Origin of the sequence: Azospirillum oryzae (assembly GCF_900177515.1) — a bacterium.
GTDB classification, from domain to species: Bacteria; Pseudomonadota; Alphaproteobacteria; order Azospirillales; family Azospirillaceae; genus Azospirillum; species Azospirillum oryzae_A.
This window is the reverse complement of sequence record NZ_FXAK01000007.1, coordinates 677468-692348: the sequence shown is the minus strand read 5'-3', so window position 1 is coordinate 692348 and position 14881 is coordinate 677468. Positions and strand designations below refer to the sequence as shown.

17 protein-coding genes are annotated in these 14881 nt (G+C 67.1%); 8 read left to right on the top strand and 9 right to left on the bottom strand.

Annotated elements, in window-relative coordinates; translation table 11 throughout:
• Positions 1 to 6 precede the first annotated feature (6 nt).
• From B9N97_RS15790 to B9N97_RS15775, 4 genes are all read right to left on the bottom strand, one after another.
• Positions 7 to 639 (bottom strand): DNA-3-methyladenine glycosylase family protein, encoded by a 633-nt coding sequence (locus B9N97_RS15790; RefSeq protein ID WP_085088197.1) that lies wholly within the window; start codon positions 637 to 639, stop codon positions 7 to 9.
• 47 nt (positions 640 to 686) lie between these two features.
• Positions 687 to 929 carry a phosphoribosylformylglycinamidine synthase subunit PurS gene (gene purS / locus B9N97_RS15785; protein ID WP_014246942.1) on the bottom strand — a complete coding sequence of 81 codons (243 nt, stop codon included), beginning with the start codon at positions 927 to 929 and terminating at the stop codon, positions 687 to 689.
• Between the two features lie 54 nt (positions 930 to 983).
• Positions 984 to 1748, bottom strand: coding sequence for a phosphoribosylaminoimidazolesuccinocarboxamide synthase (gene purC, locus B9N97_RS15780; protein WP_042697247.1), 765 nt, complete (start codon positions 1746 to 1748; stop codon positions 984 to 986).
• Between the two features lie 344 nt (positions 1749 to 2092).
• Positions 2093 to 2866 carry an NRDE family protein gene (locus B9N97_RS15775; protein WP_085088194.1) on the bottom strand — a complete coding sequence of 258 codons (774 nt, stop codon included), beginning with the start codon at positions 2864 to 2866 and terminating at the stop codon, positions 2093 to 2095.
• A 160-nt stretch (positions 2867 to 3026) separates the two neighbouring features.
• On the opposite strand from B9N97_RS15775, the gene B9N97_RS15770 reads away from it, so the two are divergent.
• Entirely contained in the window at positions 3027 to 3347 is a 321-nt protein-coding gene (locus B9N97_RS15770) for a DUF1476 domain-containing protein (protein WP_085088192.1), read from the top strand.
• Between the two features lie 81 nt (positions 3348 to 3428).
• Here B9N97_RS15770 and B9N97_RS15765 read toward each other — a convergent pair whose 3' ends face one another.
• A complete protein-coding gene (locus B9N97_RS15765; RefSeq protein ID WP_085088189.1) occupies positions 3429 to 4295 on the bottom strand; it encodes an N-formylglutamate amidohydrolase in 867 nt (288 codons plus the stop codon).
• A 268-nt stretch (positions 4296 to 4563) separates the two neighbouring features.
• Here B9N97_RS15765 and B9N97_RS15760 point away from each other — a divergent pair, with 268 nt between their 5' ends.
• Complete coding sequence (locus tag B9N97_RS15760; RefSeq protein ID WP_085088187.1) at positions 4564 to 5517, top strand: M14 family metallopeptidase; 954 nt, start codon at positions 4564 to 4566, stop codon at positions 5515 to 5517.
• Positions 5518 to 5741: 224 nt separating this feature from the next.
• Here the strand turns inward: B9N97_RS15760 and B9N97_RS15755 are convergent, their stop codons facing one another.
• Positions 5742 to 6266: a CreA family protein gene (locus B9N97_RS15755; protein ID WP_085088185.1), complete on the bottom strand. Its 525-nt coding sequence runs from the start codon at positions 6264 to 6266 to the stop codon at positions 5742 to 5744.
• A 125-nt stretch (positions 6267 to 6391) separates the two neighbouring features.
• Here B9N97_RS15755 and B9N97_RS15750 point away from each other — a divergent pair, with 125 nt between their 5' ends.
• Positions 6392 to 7537 (top strand): AI-2E family transporter, encoded by a 1146-nt coding sequence (locus B9N97_RS15750; RefSeq protein WP_085088182.1) that lies wholly within the window; start codon positions 6392 to 6394, stop codon positions 7535 to 7537.
• A 44-nt stretch (positions 7538 to 7581) separates the two neighbouring features.
• Here B9N97_RS15750 and B9N97_RS15745 read toward each other — a convergent pair whose 3' ends face one another.
• Positions 7582 to 8595, bottom strand: coding sequence for a DUF6352 family protein (locus tag B9N97_RS15745; RefSeq protein WP_085088180.1), 1014 nt, complete (start codon positions 8593 to 8595; stop codon positions 7582 to 7584).
• 30 nt (positions 8596 to 8625) lie between these two features.
• Complete coding sequence (locus tag B9N97_RS15740) at positions 8626 to 9675, bottom strand: alpha/beta hydrolase (RefSeq protein WP_085088177.1); 1050 nt, start codon at positions 9673 to 9675, stop codon at positions 8626 to 8628.
• A gap of 169 nt (positions 9676 to 9844) precedes the next feature.
• On the opposite strand from B9N97_RS15740, the gene B9N97_RS15735 reads away from it, so the two are divergent.
• From B9N97_RS15735 to B9N97_RS15720, 5 genes are all read left to right on the top strand, one after another.
• Positions 9845 to 10432, top strand: coding sequence for a septal ring lytic transglycosylase RlpA family protein (locus B9N97_RS15735; protein WP_085088175.1), 588 nt, complete (start codon positions 9845 to 9847; stop codon positions 10430 to 10432).
• 465 nt (positions 10433 to 10897) lie between these two features.
• Positions 10898 to 11347 (top strand): MaoC family dehydratase, encoded by a 450-nt coding sequence (locus B9N97_RS15730; RefSeq protein ID WP_085088172.1) that lies wholly within the window; start codon positions 10898 to 10900, stop codon positions 11345 to 11347.
• A gap of 128 nt (positions 11348 to 11475) precedes the next feature.
• Positions 11476 to 12417 (top strand): bifunctional riboflavin kinase/FAD synthetase, encoded by a 942-nt coding sequence (locus B9N97_RS15725; RefSeq protein WP_085088169.1) that lies wholly within the window; start codon positions 11476 to 11478, stop codon positions 12415 to 12417.
• Positions 12418 to 12433: 16 nt separating this feature from the next.
• A complete protein-coding gene (locus B9N97_RS35655; protein WP_167393315.1) occupies positions 12434 to 12610 on the top strand; it encodes a hypothetical protein in 177 nt (58 codons plus the stop codon).
• A 158-nt stretch (positions 12611 to 12768) separates the two neighbouring features.
• A complete protein-coding gene (locus tag B9N97_RS15720) occupies positions 12769 to 13971 on the top strand; it encodes a multidrug effflux MFS transporter (RefSeq protein ID WP_085088166.1) in 1203 nt (400 codons plus the stop codon).
• On the opposite strand, the gene B9N97_RS15715 is transcribed toward B9N97_RS15720, so the two are convergent.
• Positions 13937 to 14509 carry an MgtC/SapB family protein gene (locus tag B9N97_RS15715; protein WP_085088163.1) on the bottom strand — a complete coding sequence of 191 codons (573 nt, stop codon included), beginning with the start codon at positions 14507 to 14509 and terminating at the stop codon, positions 13937 to 13939. The two genes, B9N97_RS15720 and B9N97_RS15715, sit on opposite strands and share 35 nt — an antisense overlap.
• Between the last annotated feature and the right edge of the window lie 372 nt (positions 14510 to 14881).

The window sequence follows — 14881 nt, the reverse complement described above, 5'->3', positions numbered from 1 at the left end:
GAGTAATCACCGCGACGGCGGCAGGCCTCTCGCCGCCCTCGCCTGCTCCTGCAACGCGACGTAATGGTGCCAGACCAGCCGCGCCGCCAGCGAGCGGTAGGGCCGCCAGGGCTCGGCCACCTCGATCAGCTGTTTCGCCGTCGGCTTGTCGGCCCAGCCCTTCAAACGCTGGACGCCCAACTGGATCGCCAGATCGCCGATGGGCCAGATGTCCGGCCGGTCGAGCGTGGTCATCAGATAGACCTCGGCGCTCCAGCGGCCGATGCCCTTCAGCGCGACAAGTTGGGCAATCGCCTCCTCGTCGGGCAGGTCATGGATGATGTCGAAATCGAGCCGGCCGCTCGCCACCGCCTCGGCAAGGCCGCGGGCATAGCCGATCTTCTGGCGGGAGAAGCCGCAGGCGCGCAAGCTTTCGTCGTCCAGCGCCAGAATGGCCTCGGGAGTGACGGCGCCGCCCAGCCGGTCCTGCAGCTTGGCCCACAAGGCCAGCGCCACCTTGGTGGAGAGCTGCTGCTCCATCACCATGCGCAGCAGGCCGACGAAGCCGGTCGGCCGGGTGAAATCGCGGATCACCGGGCCGCCGACGCGCAGGCATTCGGCGAAAATAGGGTCGAGCGCGGCCAGATGTTCAACGCTCATCGGCCGCGCTCCACTCCAGAAAACGCTTGATCAAGACTGCCGGTGGATCAGGCTACCAACTCGATGGCGTAGTCCTCGATCACGGTGTTGGCGAGCAGCTTGCTGCACATCGCCTCGACTTCCTTGCGGGCGGTCGCCTCGTCGGTGCTCTTGAGCTGCAGCTCGATCACCTTGCCGGCGCGGACGTCCTCGACGCCGTCGAAGCCCAGCGTGTGCAGCGCGTGCGCGATGGCCTTGCCCTGGGGGTCGAGAACGCCGCGCTTGAGGGTGACGTGAACCTTGGCCTTCATCGGATGTCCGCTCGCTTTGGGGTGTTGGGTGGAGGGGTGGTTACTGAACACGAATCACTGGATGGTCTTGGGACCCTTGACGTCGCTCGGCCCGCCTTCCGGCAGGATGCCGAGGCGGCGCGCGACCTCCTGATAGGCTTCCTCGACGCGGCCCAGATCCTGGCGGAACCGGTCCTTGTCCAGCTTCTCGTTGGTCTTGACGTCCCACAGGCGGCAGTTGTCGGGGCTGATCTCGTCCGCCAGGACGATCCGCATCTCCTCGTTCTCCCACAGCCGGCCGAACTCCAGCTTGAAGTCCACCAGCTTGAGCCCGATACCGAGGAAGAGGCCGGACAGATAGTCGTTCACGCGGAGCGACAGCGCGACCATGTCGTCGAGATCCTGCGGAGCCGCCCAGCCGAAGGCGGTGATGTGCTCCTCGGAAACCATCGGATCGTTCAGCTCGTCCGACTTGTAGTAGTATTCGATGATCGACCGCGGCAGCGGCGTGCCTTCGGGAATGCCGAAGCGGCGCGACAGGCTGCCGGCGGCGACGTTGCGCACCACGACTTCGATCGGGATGATCTCCACCTCGCGCACCAGCTGCTCGCGCATGTTCAGGCGGCGCATGAAGTGCGTGGGCACGCCGATCTCGGACAGCCGGCTCATCAGATATTCGGAGATGCGGTTGTTCAGCACCCCCTTGCCGGTGATGACGCCCTTCTTCTGGTTGTTGAAGGCGGTGGCGTCGTCCTTGAAGTACTGCACCAGGGTGCCCGGCTCCGGCCCTTCGAAGAGTACCTTGGCCTTGCCTTCGTAGATGCGCCGGCGTCGTGTCATCGCGTGATCGTCCAAATACGTAAGGACCGGTCAAGCGAGCTTGCCGGCCCAGGAATGTGCCAGAGTGATATAGCAAGCCGGGTGCACGAACACAACGATGGGGGCGGGAGGGCAGGATTGTGCGGTCGCTGGTCCCGAAAGGCGCGGCGTCGGAGGCAAGATCTCCACGGATGTCACGGATTTGAACACGGATTTCACGGATGTGGCGTTCCGAAGCTGTGGATTGCCCGAATCGCCGGTCTGTCCGCAGGATCAGAAAAATCCGTGTAATCCGTGTCTAAATCCGTGACATCCGTGTCGATCTTGTTAGCCGGTATGCGGCTGCCCCGGCAATCGACCGCCCCTCACAGCTCCACCGGCGCGTATTCCACCGCGTGCGGACAGCCGGGGGCGAAGTGCCAGATCGGGTTCAGGTCGGGCCGCTCCACCCGCGGCACCGCCAGCAGCGAACTGGACGAGGTGCCGAAGCCGTTCGGCAGCAGGAAGTCCATGGCGCCGCGCTCGTCCGGCGTGCCTTCCCAGATGCGGCTGCCCATCAACTCCGGCCAGCCGCCCCAGGCGAAGGAGTCCGCGTCGGGGGCGTCGGTGGTCGGCGGCACCGCATGCTCGAACAGCGGGCGGTAGAAGGCGGTGCGCGGGTCCTGCGGGTCGTCCAGTTCGAAGGCGGTCAGCATATGGACGCCGGCGGGGATCGACGATACCTCCGGCCGGTGGCGCGGGTTGGCGCCGCGATGGACGACCAGATAGGCGTCGCGGTTGTCGGCGATCACCAGATTGAAGGGACGATAGGCGCGGATGTCGAGATGGGCGAAGCTGCGCGCGGCGTCGGCGGCGTCGGCATGGTCCAGCGCGTCCAGCACCAGTTCGCCGCGCGACCGCTTGCCGGCCTCCGGCCCCAGCGTTCCGAAGCGGTTGAGGATGACCGCCACCACCCCCTCGTCGTTCAGACCCATCCAGGATCCGCCGGCCAGCTCGTCCAGTCCGGCGACCACATTCGGCCGATCGGGCCAGTGGCGGGCGGGAGGAAGCCAGGGGCGCCCGGTCATCTCGTCACGGTTTCCGGCGACGACCAGCGGCCAGGTTGCGTCGGGTCGCCGCAGGAGGATCACGCTGCACATGCCATGCCTTGTCTTTTGTGGTGCCCAAGGGTATCCCGCCGCCCGAGGAAACTCTGCAGAATATCCGCGGCTGCGATGCGGCGGGACAGTGACGACAACCGCTTCCGGGCTATATAATCATTGGAAACGGGAGCGAAACCAATAAGGAGCCTGGGTCCCCATGACGACCTTCGACGACCGCGAAAAGGCCTTCGAGAACAAGTTTCAGCACGACGAGGATCTGCTCTTCCGCATCCGCGCCCGGCGCGATCGGCTGGCCGGCGAGTGGGCCGCCGACCTGATGGGGCTGTCCGGGGCGGAGGCCGAGGCCTATGCCCGCCAGATCGTGGACACCGACATCGCCACCCCCGGACCGCACGACATCCGGGACAAGCTGTGCACCGACCTGCACGCCCGCGGAGTCGACATCTCCGATCACCGGGTGGAAAAGCAGATGGCGCATTTCCTGGACGTCGCACGCGAGCAGATCAATCAGGCCTGAACAACGGGCAGGCCTGAATAGGAAGCCTCCCTTGTCGCGGTCCTCGCGGACCCGCCGCCACACCCCGTTGCGGCGGGCCGCCTACTCCGCCGCGCGGTGCAGGACGCGCTGGCCCGCATAATCGGCGATGCGGCCGATCAGCGTGTCGATCTCGCCCTTCAGCCGGGCGAAGCCGTCGTGGCGTTCCAGCGTCTCCTCGTTCATGTAGAGGCGGCGATTTATCTCGAGCTGGATCGAATGACGGCCGCGCGCCGGATCGCCGTAGCGCGCCAGCAGTTCCACCCCCTTGTACGGGTCGTTGAGCGCCACGCGATGGCCGAAGCCGCGCAGGGTCTCCGCCACCAACCGGACGAATCCGGGCTCGCTGGTGGTGCCGTCGCGGTCGCCGATGACGAAATCGACCGCCAGAGGGTCGCGCCCGTCCGGCCGCAGCGACGACGGCATGGAGTGGCAATTGACGTGCCACACCGCGCCGAACCGCGCCGCCAGACCATCCAGCGCCAGCCGCATCTGGGCGTGGTAGGGCCGGTAATAGCGGTCGATGCGGTCGGCCACCACCGACGCCGGCAGCTTTCCGTCATAGAGCGGCACGCCCGGCCGAAGCATGCTGCGGATCAGCCCCATGCCCAGCGTGCTGCGCGGAGTCGGCCGCAGTGGTGCCGGCCAGTCGCCGTCGATCAGCGCCGGGTCGATGTCGTCGACCGCGCGGTTCACGTCGATGCAGGTGCGGGGAAACAGCGCGCACAGCAGAGTGGCGCCATGGTCGGGCGCCGTGGCGAACAGCTCCTCCACATGGGTGTCCTCGCCCTGGCGCAGCAGCGGATGCGGACAGACCACCCGGAAATCGGCGGGATAGACGCTGCCGCTGTGCGGCGAATCGAACAGCACCGGAAGGCGCTCGCCGACCGGGTCGTTGCGGACAAGAACGTCATCGATCACGAAGCTCATCGACCTGCCCCGACCAGACGACCGGATGGTAACAACCGCCAGTTCAATTGCCGCAAAGTCAACCGCCGCCCTGATTGATCAGGAGATTCCTATAACCCAAGCGTCAAGCCCCAGTCGACGGCCATTCGTCATGATCCTGCCATGCCGCCGCAACATCGCACAGTGCGCATCAGCCAAAAAAACCGCCGTACACAACCGGCCCGCACTGGCGCGGAGTCGCTTGGTTCGTCATACTGATTGGAGCGCCCACCGCTGGCGAGCTTGCCGCTTGACCGACCCGCTCTTCGCCCCCGTCGAACTCTCCCCGCCGGACATCGCGCCCCACCGGCGCGGCAACACCGGCATCGACCACGTCACCAGCCTGTCGGCGGTGGAGCCGGGGCCGCATGTGGTGCTGAACGCGCTCGTCCACGGCAACGAACTGTGCGGCGCCATCGCCCTGGATGCGCTGCTGCGGATGGGTCTGCGGCCGACGCGGGGACGGCTGACCTTCGTCTTTGCAAACACCGCCGCCTACGCCACCTTCGACCGACAGAATCCCTATGCCTCGCGCTATCTGGACGAGGATTTCAACCGGCTGTGGTCGCCGGAGCATCTGGATGGCCGGCGCGACAGCGTGGAGCTTCGGCGTGCCCGCGTCCTGCGGCCGGTCTATGAGTCGGCGGACCTGCTGCTCGACCTGCATTCGATGACGGCGGACACGGCGCCGCTGACCCTGTGCGGCCGGACCACCCGCGGGCGCGACCTTGCGCTCGGCCTCGGCTATCCGGCCTGGGTGGTGGCGGACGGCGGCCATGCCGGGGGCAAGCGGCTGATCGATTACGGCAATTTCGCCGAGCCGGAGGGGTCGCACACCGCCATCCTGGTCGAATGCGGCCAGCATTGGCGGACCGAGACCGCGACGGTGGCGCTGGAAAGTTGCCTGCGCCTGCTTCTCGGCCTGGAGATGATCGATCCACCGCTGAACGGCCCCCGCCTGCGCCCGCGCAGCGATCCGCAGCGGGTGGTGGAGGTCACCGACGCCGTCACCGCCTCCACCGAGCGGTTCCGCTTCACCGCCCCCTTCGTCGGCATGGAGGTGATCGGCCGCGCCGGCACCGTCATCGGCTGGGACGACGGCCGCGCGATCCTGACGCCTTATGACGACTGCGTCCTGATCATGCCCGCCCGCCGTGTGAAGTCCGGCCAGACGGCGGTGCGGCTGGGGCGGATCGTCGGGTGAGGCCGGCCGATCCTTGCCGCGTCCCGCGGGGGCGGGCAAGATCGACACGGATTACACGGATTGGAGCACGGATTACACGGATGTGGCGTTGCCCGGGTGCCAGTCTGACGGGAGAAGCCAGGGCGTCCGCAAGATCAGAAAAAATCCGTGTAATCCGTGTCTAAATCCGTGACATCCGTGTAAATCTTGCCCCGAAGCCGCAAGTTCCCAAGTCGCCAGCCTCCTCACTTCGCCGCCGGCTTGCCCTTCGTCCAGGTCGCATTCGCGGCGAACAGCGGCACGGTGGAGATCGAGGTCTTGGCCGAGGCGTCCTTCACCTGTCGGCTGTACACCACATAAACCATCGTGTCGTTCGGCCGGTCGTAAATGCGGCGAATGGCGATCGATTTGAAAATCAGGCTCTTCCGTTCGGAGAAGACCTCCTCCCCCTTCTGCGACAGCTCAATGTCGCCGACGGTCACCGGCCCGGTCTGACGGCAGGCGATGGAGGCGTTGGACGGGTCCTCGAACCAGTTGCCCTTGCTCAGCCGGTCGATCAGGCTGCGGTCGAAATCGACCAGATGGCAGGTGATCCCCTTCACCTTGGGATCCTCGATTGCCTGGATCTCCAGCCCGTTGCCGGTCCAGTCGTTGGAGAAGCGGCCGACCACCTCGTCGGCCGCCGCCGTGCGCAGCGGAAGCGCGGCATTCAGCAGGCCCAGAACCAAAAGGCCGGCGGAAACGTTCATCAGGGGAAACGGGCTGCGCATCTCGATCGGGTCTCCGGCAAGGACGGGCGGGGACCGCAAGGTGCGCGGCCCGGAAAAACACTCCCCTAGATCGGAGGGTCGGGCGCCGCCGTCAAGCGCCTCCCTCCGGAGGTCCGGCCACCGCGATGACAGACCGCAGACCACTCGCCGCGCTTCCCCCCGCCCCAGAGGCCCCGCTTGCCGGCACGCCGGAACCGGTGACCGAACCGTTGCCCTCACCCGGCCACCGCCGCGATCCGCTGACCATCGCCGCCGTCGGCCTGTTCGTCATCGCCGTGCTGTTCACCCTCTATTTCGGGCGCGACGTCCTGCTGCCGATCATGCTGGCGTTGATTCTCAGCTTCCTGCTGCGCCCGCTGGTCCGCGCGCTCTATCGCGTCGGGGTGCCCGAAGGGCTCGGCGCCGCCGTCATGGTCGTCATGCTGTTCGGCGGCGTGCTGTTGGCGGTCTATACCCTGTCCACCCCGGCGGCGGAGTGGGTGAACCGCATGCCGCGGGTCCTGCATGAGCTGGAGTTCAAGCTGGGCGACATCCGCGCCGGCATCGAACGCGCCCGCGAAGCCTCCCGACAGATCGAGCAGATCACCAAGGAGACCGGCAGCGACGGGCCGGTGCGCGAAGTGGTGGTGCGCGGTCCGACGCTGATGGAGCAGGCGGTCAGCCAGGTCGAATCGGTTCTGGCCAATGTCGTGATCCTGCTGGTGCTGCTCTATTTCTTCCTCGCCCGTGGCCGCCATTCGCTGGAGGCGCTGATCGGCACCATGCGCAACGTCGACGACCGCGTGCATTACGCCATGGTCGCGGCGACGCTGCAGCAGAACATCGCCGCCTATCTGCTGACCATCACCGTCATCAATGCGGTGCTGGGGCTGGCGACAGGGCTGGTGATGTGGATGTGGGGACTGCCGAACCCGGCCTTGTGGGGGGTGATGGTGGCGCTGGCCAACTACATCCCCTTCATCGGGCCGGCGGTGATGACCGGCGTGTTCTTCCTGGTGTCGGTCCTGACCTTCGACGGCCTCGGCACCATCATCCTGCCACCGCTGTCCTTCGTGGCGCTGACCACGCTGGAAGGCAATTTCCTGACGCCGATGATCGTCGGCCGCCGGCTGTCGCTCAACCCCATCGCGGTGTTCGTGTCGATCCTGTTCTGGGGCTGGCTGTGGGGCATTCCCGGCGCACTGCTGGCCGTGCCGATCCTGGCGATCCTGAAGATCCTGTTCGACGCGCACGAGCCGCTGAAACCGGTGGGCGCGCTGCTGGGGGATTGAGGAGGCCGACGCCTCCTCACGCCCCCCTTCTCACGCCCCCCTCCTCACGCCACCGAAGCCAGCGGCAGATTGACCAGCAGGTTCTGCGGCTTCAGCTTCAGCCGCCGCCCTTCCGTCATCGCCAGCCCCAGATAGACCGGCCGTCCGGCGAGGTCGGGGCGCATGGCGGCGGGGTCGGCGAAGTCCAGGCGGAACAGGGCGAGGATGCGGGCAAGCCGGTCCTCCCCCACCTCCACGCCATTGTAGAGATCGTTGAGGATCGCAGTGGCCGAACTGTCGAGCCCGACATGCCAGACCCACCGGTCGTCGCGGATGTTCTGCACCGGCTGGATGCCGACCGTCACGCCCAGGAAATGCCCGACCCAGGCCTCCAGCACGCGGGCAAGCGCGTCCAGCCCGGCGGCGGCGAAGGTGATGTCCAGCACGGTGTCGTGCCGGGCGTCGCGGCCCCAATAGAGCGGATGGTTGGTCTCGTCCAGGATGTCCAGCTCGACGCTGCGGGGCGCCGTGCCGGCCTCCACCACCAGACGGCCGAGCGAGCCGAAACCGCCGGAGGCCGCCATCGTCTCCACCGTCTCGGAGTCGGCGACGCGGACGCGGCCATCCTCCACCGACACCGTCTGTTCGCGGAAGAACAGCTCCCCCGCCCGCGCGCGCAGGCCCGACGGCGTTTCATCCAGGATGCCGCGCAGGATGGCATGCACCAGCTGGTCGATGAACAGGCCAGGCACCCCGCGGGCACCCTCGCGGAACAGGCGGATGTAGCAGCCCTCCAGCGTTCCGGCCGCGAGCAGCCGGTCGCGGAAGGCCAGCCAGACCTGGAAATTCTCCCGCGCATCCGCATCGGCGATGGCGTCGAGCAGCGGAGCGGGCACCGTCCGCGCCGGATCGTCCAGCAAGGCCGCATACAGCGTGCGCTCGGCATCGCAGGCCTCCTCCGGCGGGCGCATCTCCGGCCGGAGAAGATAGGCGCGCAGGAAATCGGGCGTCACCGCCAGATGGTTGTCGGCATCGCGGGTCAACAGGTGGAAACCGGACGCCGTCCAGAAATCGGTCATGCTGCTGGGCACCTTTGGTCCTGAAGGCGCCTATCCCACGACAGAGCCGCCGGCCGGCGCAAGGGTATTGTGCTGAAGCGTCTTGTCGAGAAAGGCCTCGATGTCCACCCACACCCGGTCGCGGATGGCGTCGCATTCCATCAGGACCTCGTGCCGCGCGCCGGGATACTCGATGAGATGGGCGTTGCCGAGCCGGGCGACCACCGCGCGGTGCGCCTCCGCCCGCACGACCCGATCCTCCGGCGCGCTCAGCAGCAGCACCGGCGTGCGCACCCGCTCCAGCGGAAGGTTGTGGCGCAGCGCATCCTCCGCATCCAGGGCGGCGGCGACCCAGGCGAAGCTGACGCCGCCCACACGCAGTTCCGGCCGCTCGGCATAGGGGCCGTGGAAGGCGGCGTAGCGTTTGGGATCGGCGGTGATCTTGTTGTCCGGGCTGAAGCGACCCTCCGCCGGGTCGTAGTCGCCCTGCCCCAGCGCATAGCGGGCACCCAACCCGCAGGCAAGCCCGAGGCTGGCAAGCGCCCGCACCAGCCAGCGCGGCAGCGGCCCGCTGTGGATGGCGTACATCGGCGCCGACAGCAGGACGGCGGCATAGCGGTCGGGATCGTCATCGGCATGGCGGGCCAGCGCCAGCGTCGCCACCAGCCCGCCCATGGAGTGGGCCAGCAGGATCACCGGCCCGCCCGTCTGCGCGGCGACGGGTGCCACCACCTGCCGATGAACCTCGTCGAGATCATCCACCAACGTCGCGAAGTCGGTCAGATGGTGGACCTGCCGGTTGGGCAACGGCCGGTCGGACAGGCCCTGGTTGCGCCAGTCGAGCGCCACCACGCGGAAGCCGCGGGCGGCCAGCGCCTCCGCGGTTTCGGCATATTTCTCGATGAACTCCGCCCGGCCGGTCAGCACCAGCGCCGTGCCGCGAACCTGCTCCGGCACCGGCCAGACGGCGACGCGCAGCCTTGCCCCGTCCGGCATCGCGACGAAGCGCATCTCCACCGAACCGGAGACCGGGCTGGCAACGGTTTCATCGGCAGGCTTCGCCGCAAATTCGGATGCAGTCCAAGCGGCATCGTCGGCCATGCTTTCTCCCCCGACCGTTGTGTTGCAGACCGGAAGGGCCCCTGGAGAGCCCACCCATTTCGAATTCGTCAAGATATTGGAAACCGGAAATAGTAGCGATGTCTTGTGTCGACCGCGAGAGGGAACTCTTTTCCTTGAATGGCGTTGGTCCGCCGTTGGAGGTGAACCGATGAAGACAACACGCATCATCGTCCTGGCGCTTGCCGCCGCGACCCTGAGCGGGACTGCCGTCCCCGCGCTGGCGAATGGAAAGGCCAAGGTTCCGCCCGTGCATGTCGAGCATGAGGATGGCGAGGAGATCCTCGTCCACAAGGGGGAAGCGTCCTTCTACAGCCAGAAATTCCATGGCCGCACCACCGCGAGCGGCGAAACGATGAACCAGAACAAGGCGACCGCCGCCTCGCGCACCCTGCCGCTCGGCGCCAAGGCGACCGTCACGAACGAGGAGAACGGCAAGAGCGTCGACGTCATCGTCAACGACCGCGGCCCCTATGTCGACGGCCGCGTCATCGACCTGTCGCGCTCCGCCGCCAAAAAGTTGGACATGATCGACGACGGCACCGCGCCGGTGACGGTGGAGGTCAAGCCTTCGGAGCAGCCGACCGACGCCGCCCGCGATAAGGTGGAGGACAAGGTGGACCAGCTTACCCCCGACAGCCAGGTCGCCCAGGGGGACACCCGCCGGAACGGCAGCAGTGGGGGCAGCAGCGGGAGAGGAAAAAGCGACACAGTGTCGCACTCCGGGTCCGGCAAGTAATGCTGCGGTGCGGCGAAGACGGCTTCCGATTCGCCGCATCCGCTGCCGGATTTCCGTTAAATCGCCGAACCAACAGTCACTGTCTGGTCAGGCACTTGAAAAGAAACGGACTTTGGCACCAGGGCACGACGGGGCGACGGCAAAGTCGCCCCAACGCCGCCGCAGCCGGTCCAGGGCTGTGAATTTTGCCGGTAAGCCACTGATCCGGCATCGTTTCCATTGCTATACCTTCGAGACGAAGTAATCCACCGGCACCACGGCGGCTTCCATTGCGACGAAGCCTGCCGAAGGGGGCAACCGCCATTCCTGCAGACTTGTGCGGAACGTTAGAGATTTTTTTGCATTTTTGGAGGAGACGTGGTGCCATTCCCATCGCTGCGGCGCACACGACGCATTGCAGCGAACGGCGCGGCGCCCAGGCGTCAGACGCCGGAACAGGCACCGAGAGAAAGAGGAATTGCTGCGATGGACGACGTGCGTCAGGTCCGCAAGGATATCGAAGGCTACTGCATCGAAGACCTGTCCGTCGGCATGACGGCCAGCTTCGCCAAGACGGTGACGGAAGCCGACATCGTCCTGTTCGCGGGCATTTCCGGCGACACCAACCCGGTCCACATCAACCAGGAATATGCCGCCACCACCATGTTCCAGGGCCGCATCGCCCACGGCATGCTGACGGTCGGCTTCATTTCGGCCGTGCTGGGCACCAAGCTGCCGGGGCCGGGCTGCATCTACATGAGCCAGACGCTGAAGTTCAAGGCGCCGGTCCGCGCCGGCGACACCGTCACCGCCCGCGCCACCATCACCGAACTGATCCCGGAAAAGCGCCGCTGCGTCATCAAGACCGTCTGCAGCGTCGGCGAGACCGTGGTGGTCGAGGGCGAGGCACTGCTGATGGTGCCGTCCCGCGGCTGATTGGCCCGCAGACTGGCCCGCATCCGAGCGTAAAACACGCCGGCGCGTTTACCCCGCGCCGGCGTCGGTCTATATAGACGCCCGAGCAAGCGGACCCGCCGGGGTCCGCCCACAGCACCGGGGCGCGCATGCGACTGTACAGACACACCGCCGACCTGCCGGCCGAAGAGCGGGGCGCCGTCGTGGCGCTCGGCAATTTCGACGGCGTGCACCGCGGGCATCAGACGGTCATCGGCACCGCCCAGCGCCTTGCGGCGGAGATGGGCGTGCCGTCGGCCGTCGTCACCTTCGAACCGCACCCGCGCAGCGTCTTCCGCCCCGACGACCCGCCCTTCCGCCTGACGCCCTTCCGCGTCAAGACCCGCCATATCGAGGCGCTGGGCGTCGACCAGCTGATCGTCTGCCATTTCGACGACGGCTTCCGCCACAAGTCGGCGCAGGCCTTCGTCGACGAGATTCTGGTCTCCGGGCTGGGCGTGCGGCACGTCGTCTGCGGCTATGATTTCCTGTTCGGACACAAACGGTCTGGCGATCCGGCCTTTCTGCTGAAGGCCGGCCGGGCACAGGGCTTCGGCGTGACCGAGGTCGGGCCGGTTTCCGACGAGCAGGGCGGCGTCTATTCCTCCACCCGCGTGCGCGACGCGCTGACCGCAGGCCGGCCGCGCGAGGCCGCCTTCGTTCTGGGCCACCCCTGGGAGATCGAGGGACGCGTCGTCCACGGCGACCAGCGCGGCCGCACCATCGGTTTCCCCACCGCCAACATCGAACTGGGCGAATATCTGCGCCCGGCCTTCGGCGTCTATGCGGTGCGCGCCGGCATCGACCGCGCCGGCGAGACCGTCTGGCTGCCCGGTGTGGCCAATCTGGGCGCCCGCCCCACCGTCGACGGCACTGTCGCCCGGCTGGAGGCCCACCTGTTCGACGTCGACCTTGACCTGTACGATCTGCATCTGCGGGTCCAGATGATCGACTTCCTGCGGCCGGAGATGAAGTTCCCCAGCTTCGACGTGCTGAAGGACCAGATCGTGAAGGACGCCGTCGCCGCCCGCGCCGTGCTGGCGGCCGGCTGACCGGAGGGCGTGCGGGATGGAGCGCGTGTTGATGCTGCTGTTCATGCTGAACCAGGGTGGTCCGACCACGCTGGATTTTGCGAGCATGGAGCAATGCAAGGCGGCCGAGCCGATCATCATCCAGAATTACCGCGAGATGACCGGCAATACCGTCCTGGCCCGCTGCATCCGCATGGTGCTGCCGGCCAAGTGACCCGGGCTCGGTTGATCTGGGCTCGGTTGATCTGGGCGCGGTTGATCTGGGCCCGGTTGATTTGGGCCGAGTGACAGGGTTGCAAGCGATCCGCGCTGGCGGCGGTGGTTTCATCTGATACAGTGCCGCCCCGTTTCCGCTTCCCTCCAAAGCCCCCAATGCCCCGTCCCGATTCCCTGACCATCCGCGTCCTGCTGACGGCGCTGGTCGCCTTCGGCCCGCTGTCCACCGACCTGTATCTGCCGTCGCTGCCGACTCTGGTGCGGGTGTTCGACACCGACGTCGCCACGGTGCAGCTGACTCTGTCGATCTTCCTGGTCGGCTTCGCGGTGTCGCAGCTGGTCTATGGCCCGATGTCCGACCGCTTCGGCCGGCGCCCGACCCTGCTGGTGGGGGTGGCGATCTATCTGGCGGCCAGCGCCGTCTGCGCCATGACCAGCAGCATCGAGGCCCTGATCGCCGCCCGCTTCTTCCAGGCGCTGGGCGCCTGCTGCGGCCCGGTGGTGGCGCGTGCGGTGGTGCGCGACGTGTTCGGGCGCGACCGGGCGGCAACGGTGCTGGCCTATATGTCGATGGCGATGGCCTTGGCCCCGGCGGTGGGGCCGATGCTGGGCGGCGTGCTGACGGAGTGGTTCGGCTGGCGCGCCAACTTCATGCTGCTGACCCTGTTCGCCTGCGGCATCCTGGCCGCGGTGTGGTCGATGCTGGGCGAGACCAACGCCCACCGCGACGAGGAGGCGCTGCGGCCGGGCCGGCTCGCCGCCAACTACCTGCTGCTGATGCGCAATCGCGGCTTCGTCGGCTATGTGCTGGTGGTGGCCTTTTCCTACAGCGGCATCTTTTCCTTCATCTCCGGCTCGTCCTTCGTCCTGATCGGGCAGTTGCACCTGACCCCGGCGCAGTATGGCGCCAGCTTCGGCGCGGTGGTGCTGGGATACATGCTGGGCACCTTCCTGGCCGGGCGGCTGACGCCGCGGCTGGGCGGCGCGCGGATGATCCGCATCGGCACGCTGCTGTCGCTGGGCGGCGGGCTGGTGGGCGGGGTGCTGGCGCTGGCAGGCGTGCTGCACCTGCTGGCCATCGTGGTGCCGGTCTTCCTGTTCATCCTGGGTGCCGGGCTGACCCTGCCCAACGCCACTGCCAACGCGGTCGGGCCCTACCCCACCATGGCCGGGCTGGCGTCGTCGCTGCTTGGCTTTGCGCAGATGGCCATCGCCGCGGTCGTCGGCATCGTCGTCGGCCATCTGAACGACGGCACCGCCCTGCCGATGATGGGAGCCATCGGGCTGGTGGGCTTGGGCGCGCTGCTGGCGCACCGGCTGCTGGTCATCCCCGCGGCGCGTGGCGGGCGATCCGCCTGATCCGGCCCTGACGAAGGGTGGCGTGGCGGCGGTGGCGCGGCTTTCGGCGTTCGTCCTCGGAATCCTCTTCGGCCTCCGCCGCTCCCAACTGCGGGAAGCGGTCCATCACGATGGTGAAGAGGATGGTCACCACCAGGCACAGGGTCAGCGTCATGCCGGCCAGCACGTAATAGCCGGCGCCGCAGGCGATGCCCAGCCCGCCCGCCACCCAGATGATCGCGGCGGTCGTCGCCCCGCGCACGCTGTCGCCGGAGCGGAACATCACGCCCGCGCTGATGAAGCCGACAGCCTGCGCCACGCCCTGGATGACGCGCACCGGGTCGCTCGGCCGCTCGTCGCCGCCGGTCTGCAGGCCGGTGAACAGTTCCAGCGCGACCATCGTGGTAAGGGCGCAGCTGATGGAGATCAGCGTATGCGTGCGCAGCCCGGCCGCCTTGCCCCGCATTTCGCGGTCTAACCCAAGCAACGCACCGCAGAAGGCCGCCGCCAGCAGCCGCAACCCCATCTCCTCCGCCGTCAAATCCGCAGTCAAGCCCATGAAATCACTCCGGTTTTTCCGCCTGCCAAACGGTCTGCCACTTTTTTGAGACGCACCGCATTTTTCACTTTGAAATCGATCGCGTTGGATCTATGTAACGCGAACTCGCAAGCGCACGTGCCGCTGGCCCGCCCCTCGGCGTCTCCGAGATGTGGTTATGCAACGACGTAACGCGTGATCCCCGACCGTCCCTTAAACAAGGCGGCGACTTGGAGGTTACGATGGTTGATGTTGTTGTGGGTGGGCGCGTGCTCACCCGTCTCCGAAATCTGCCGCTCCTGGACCATACGGACAGAACAGGGTTCTGTACGGGGCAATCCAGTATTGGCGGCTTGAGCGCCTGATCAGCTTTCTCAGTTGCTGATCGGCCCG

What these genes read in the sequence shown, in the direction of transcription:
- B9N97_RS15745 (WP_085088180.1), bottom strand. Translation starts at nt 8,595, where the DNA reads ATGACCGATTTCTGGACGGCGTCCGGTTTCCACCTGTTGACCCGCGAT.
- B9N97_RS15715 (WP_085088163.1), bottom strand. Translation starts at nt 14,509, where the DNA reads ATGGGCTTGACTGCGGATTTGACGGCGGAGGAGATGGGGTTGCGGCTG.
- purC (WP_042697247.1), bottom strand. Translation starts at nt 1,748, where the DNA reads ATGACACGACGCCGGCGCATCTACGAAGGCAAGGCCAAGGTACTCTTC.
- B9N97_RS15770 (WP_085088192.1), top strand. Translation starts at nt 3,027, where the DNA reads ATGACGACCTTCGACGACCGCGAAAAGGCCTTCGAGAACAAGTTTCAG.
- B9N97_RS35655 (WP_167393315.1), top strand. Translation starts at nt 12,434, where the DNA reads ATGGAGCGCGTGTTGATGCTGCTGTTCATGCTGAACCAGGGTGGTCCG.
- B9N97_RS15735 (WP_085088175.1), top strand. Translation starts at nt 9,845, where the DNA reads ATGAAGACAACACGCATCATCGTCCTGGCGCTTGCCGCCGCGACCCTG.
- B9N97_RS15765 (WP_085088189.1), bottom strand. Translation starts at nt 4,295, where the DNA reads ATGAGCTTCGTGATCGATGACGTTCTTGTCCGCAACGACCCGGTCGGC.
- B9N97_RS15740 (WP_085088177.1), bottom strand. Translation starts at nt 9,675, where the DNA reads ATGGCCGACGATGCCGCTTGGACTGCATCCGAATTTGCGGCGAAGCCT.
- B9N97_RS15775 (WP_085088194.1), bottom strand. Translation starts at nt 2,866, where the DNA reads ATGTGCAGCGTGATCCTCCTGCGGCGACCCGACGCAACCTGGCCGCTG.
- B9N97_RS15720 (WP_085088166.1), top strand. Translation starts at nt 12,769, where the DNA reads ATGCCCCGTCCCGATTCCCTGACCATCCGCGTCCTGCTGACGGCGCTG.
- B9N97_RS15790 (WP_085088197.1), bottom strand. Translation starts at nt 639, where the DNA reads ATGAGCGTTGAACATCTGGCCGCGCTCGACCCTATTTTCGCCGAATGC.
- B9N97_RS15725 (WP_085088169.1), top strand. Translation starts at nt 11,476, where the DNA reads ATGCGACTGTACAGACACACCGCCGACCTGCCGGCCGAAGAGCGGGGC.
- B9N97_RS15755 (WP_085088185.1), bottom strand. Translation starts at nt 6,266, where the DNA reads ATGCGCAGCCCGTTTCCCCTGATGAACGTTTCCGCCGGCCTTTTGGTT.
- purS (WP_014246942.1), bottom strand. Translation starts at nt 929, where the DNA reads ATGAAGGCCAAGGTTCACGTCACCCTCAAGCGCGGCGTTCTCGACCCC.
- B9N97_RS15730 (WP_085088172.1), top strand. Translation starts at nt 10,898, where the DNA reads ATGGACGACGTGCGTCAGGTCCGCAAGGATATCGAAGGCTACTGCATC.
- B9N97_RS15750 (WP_085088182.1), top strand. Translation starts at nt 6,392, where the DNA reads ATGACAGACCGCAGACCACTCGCCGCGCTTCCCCCCGCCCCAGAGGCC.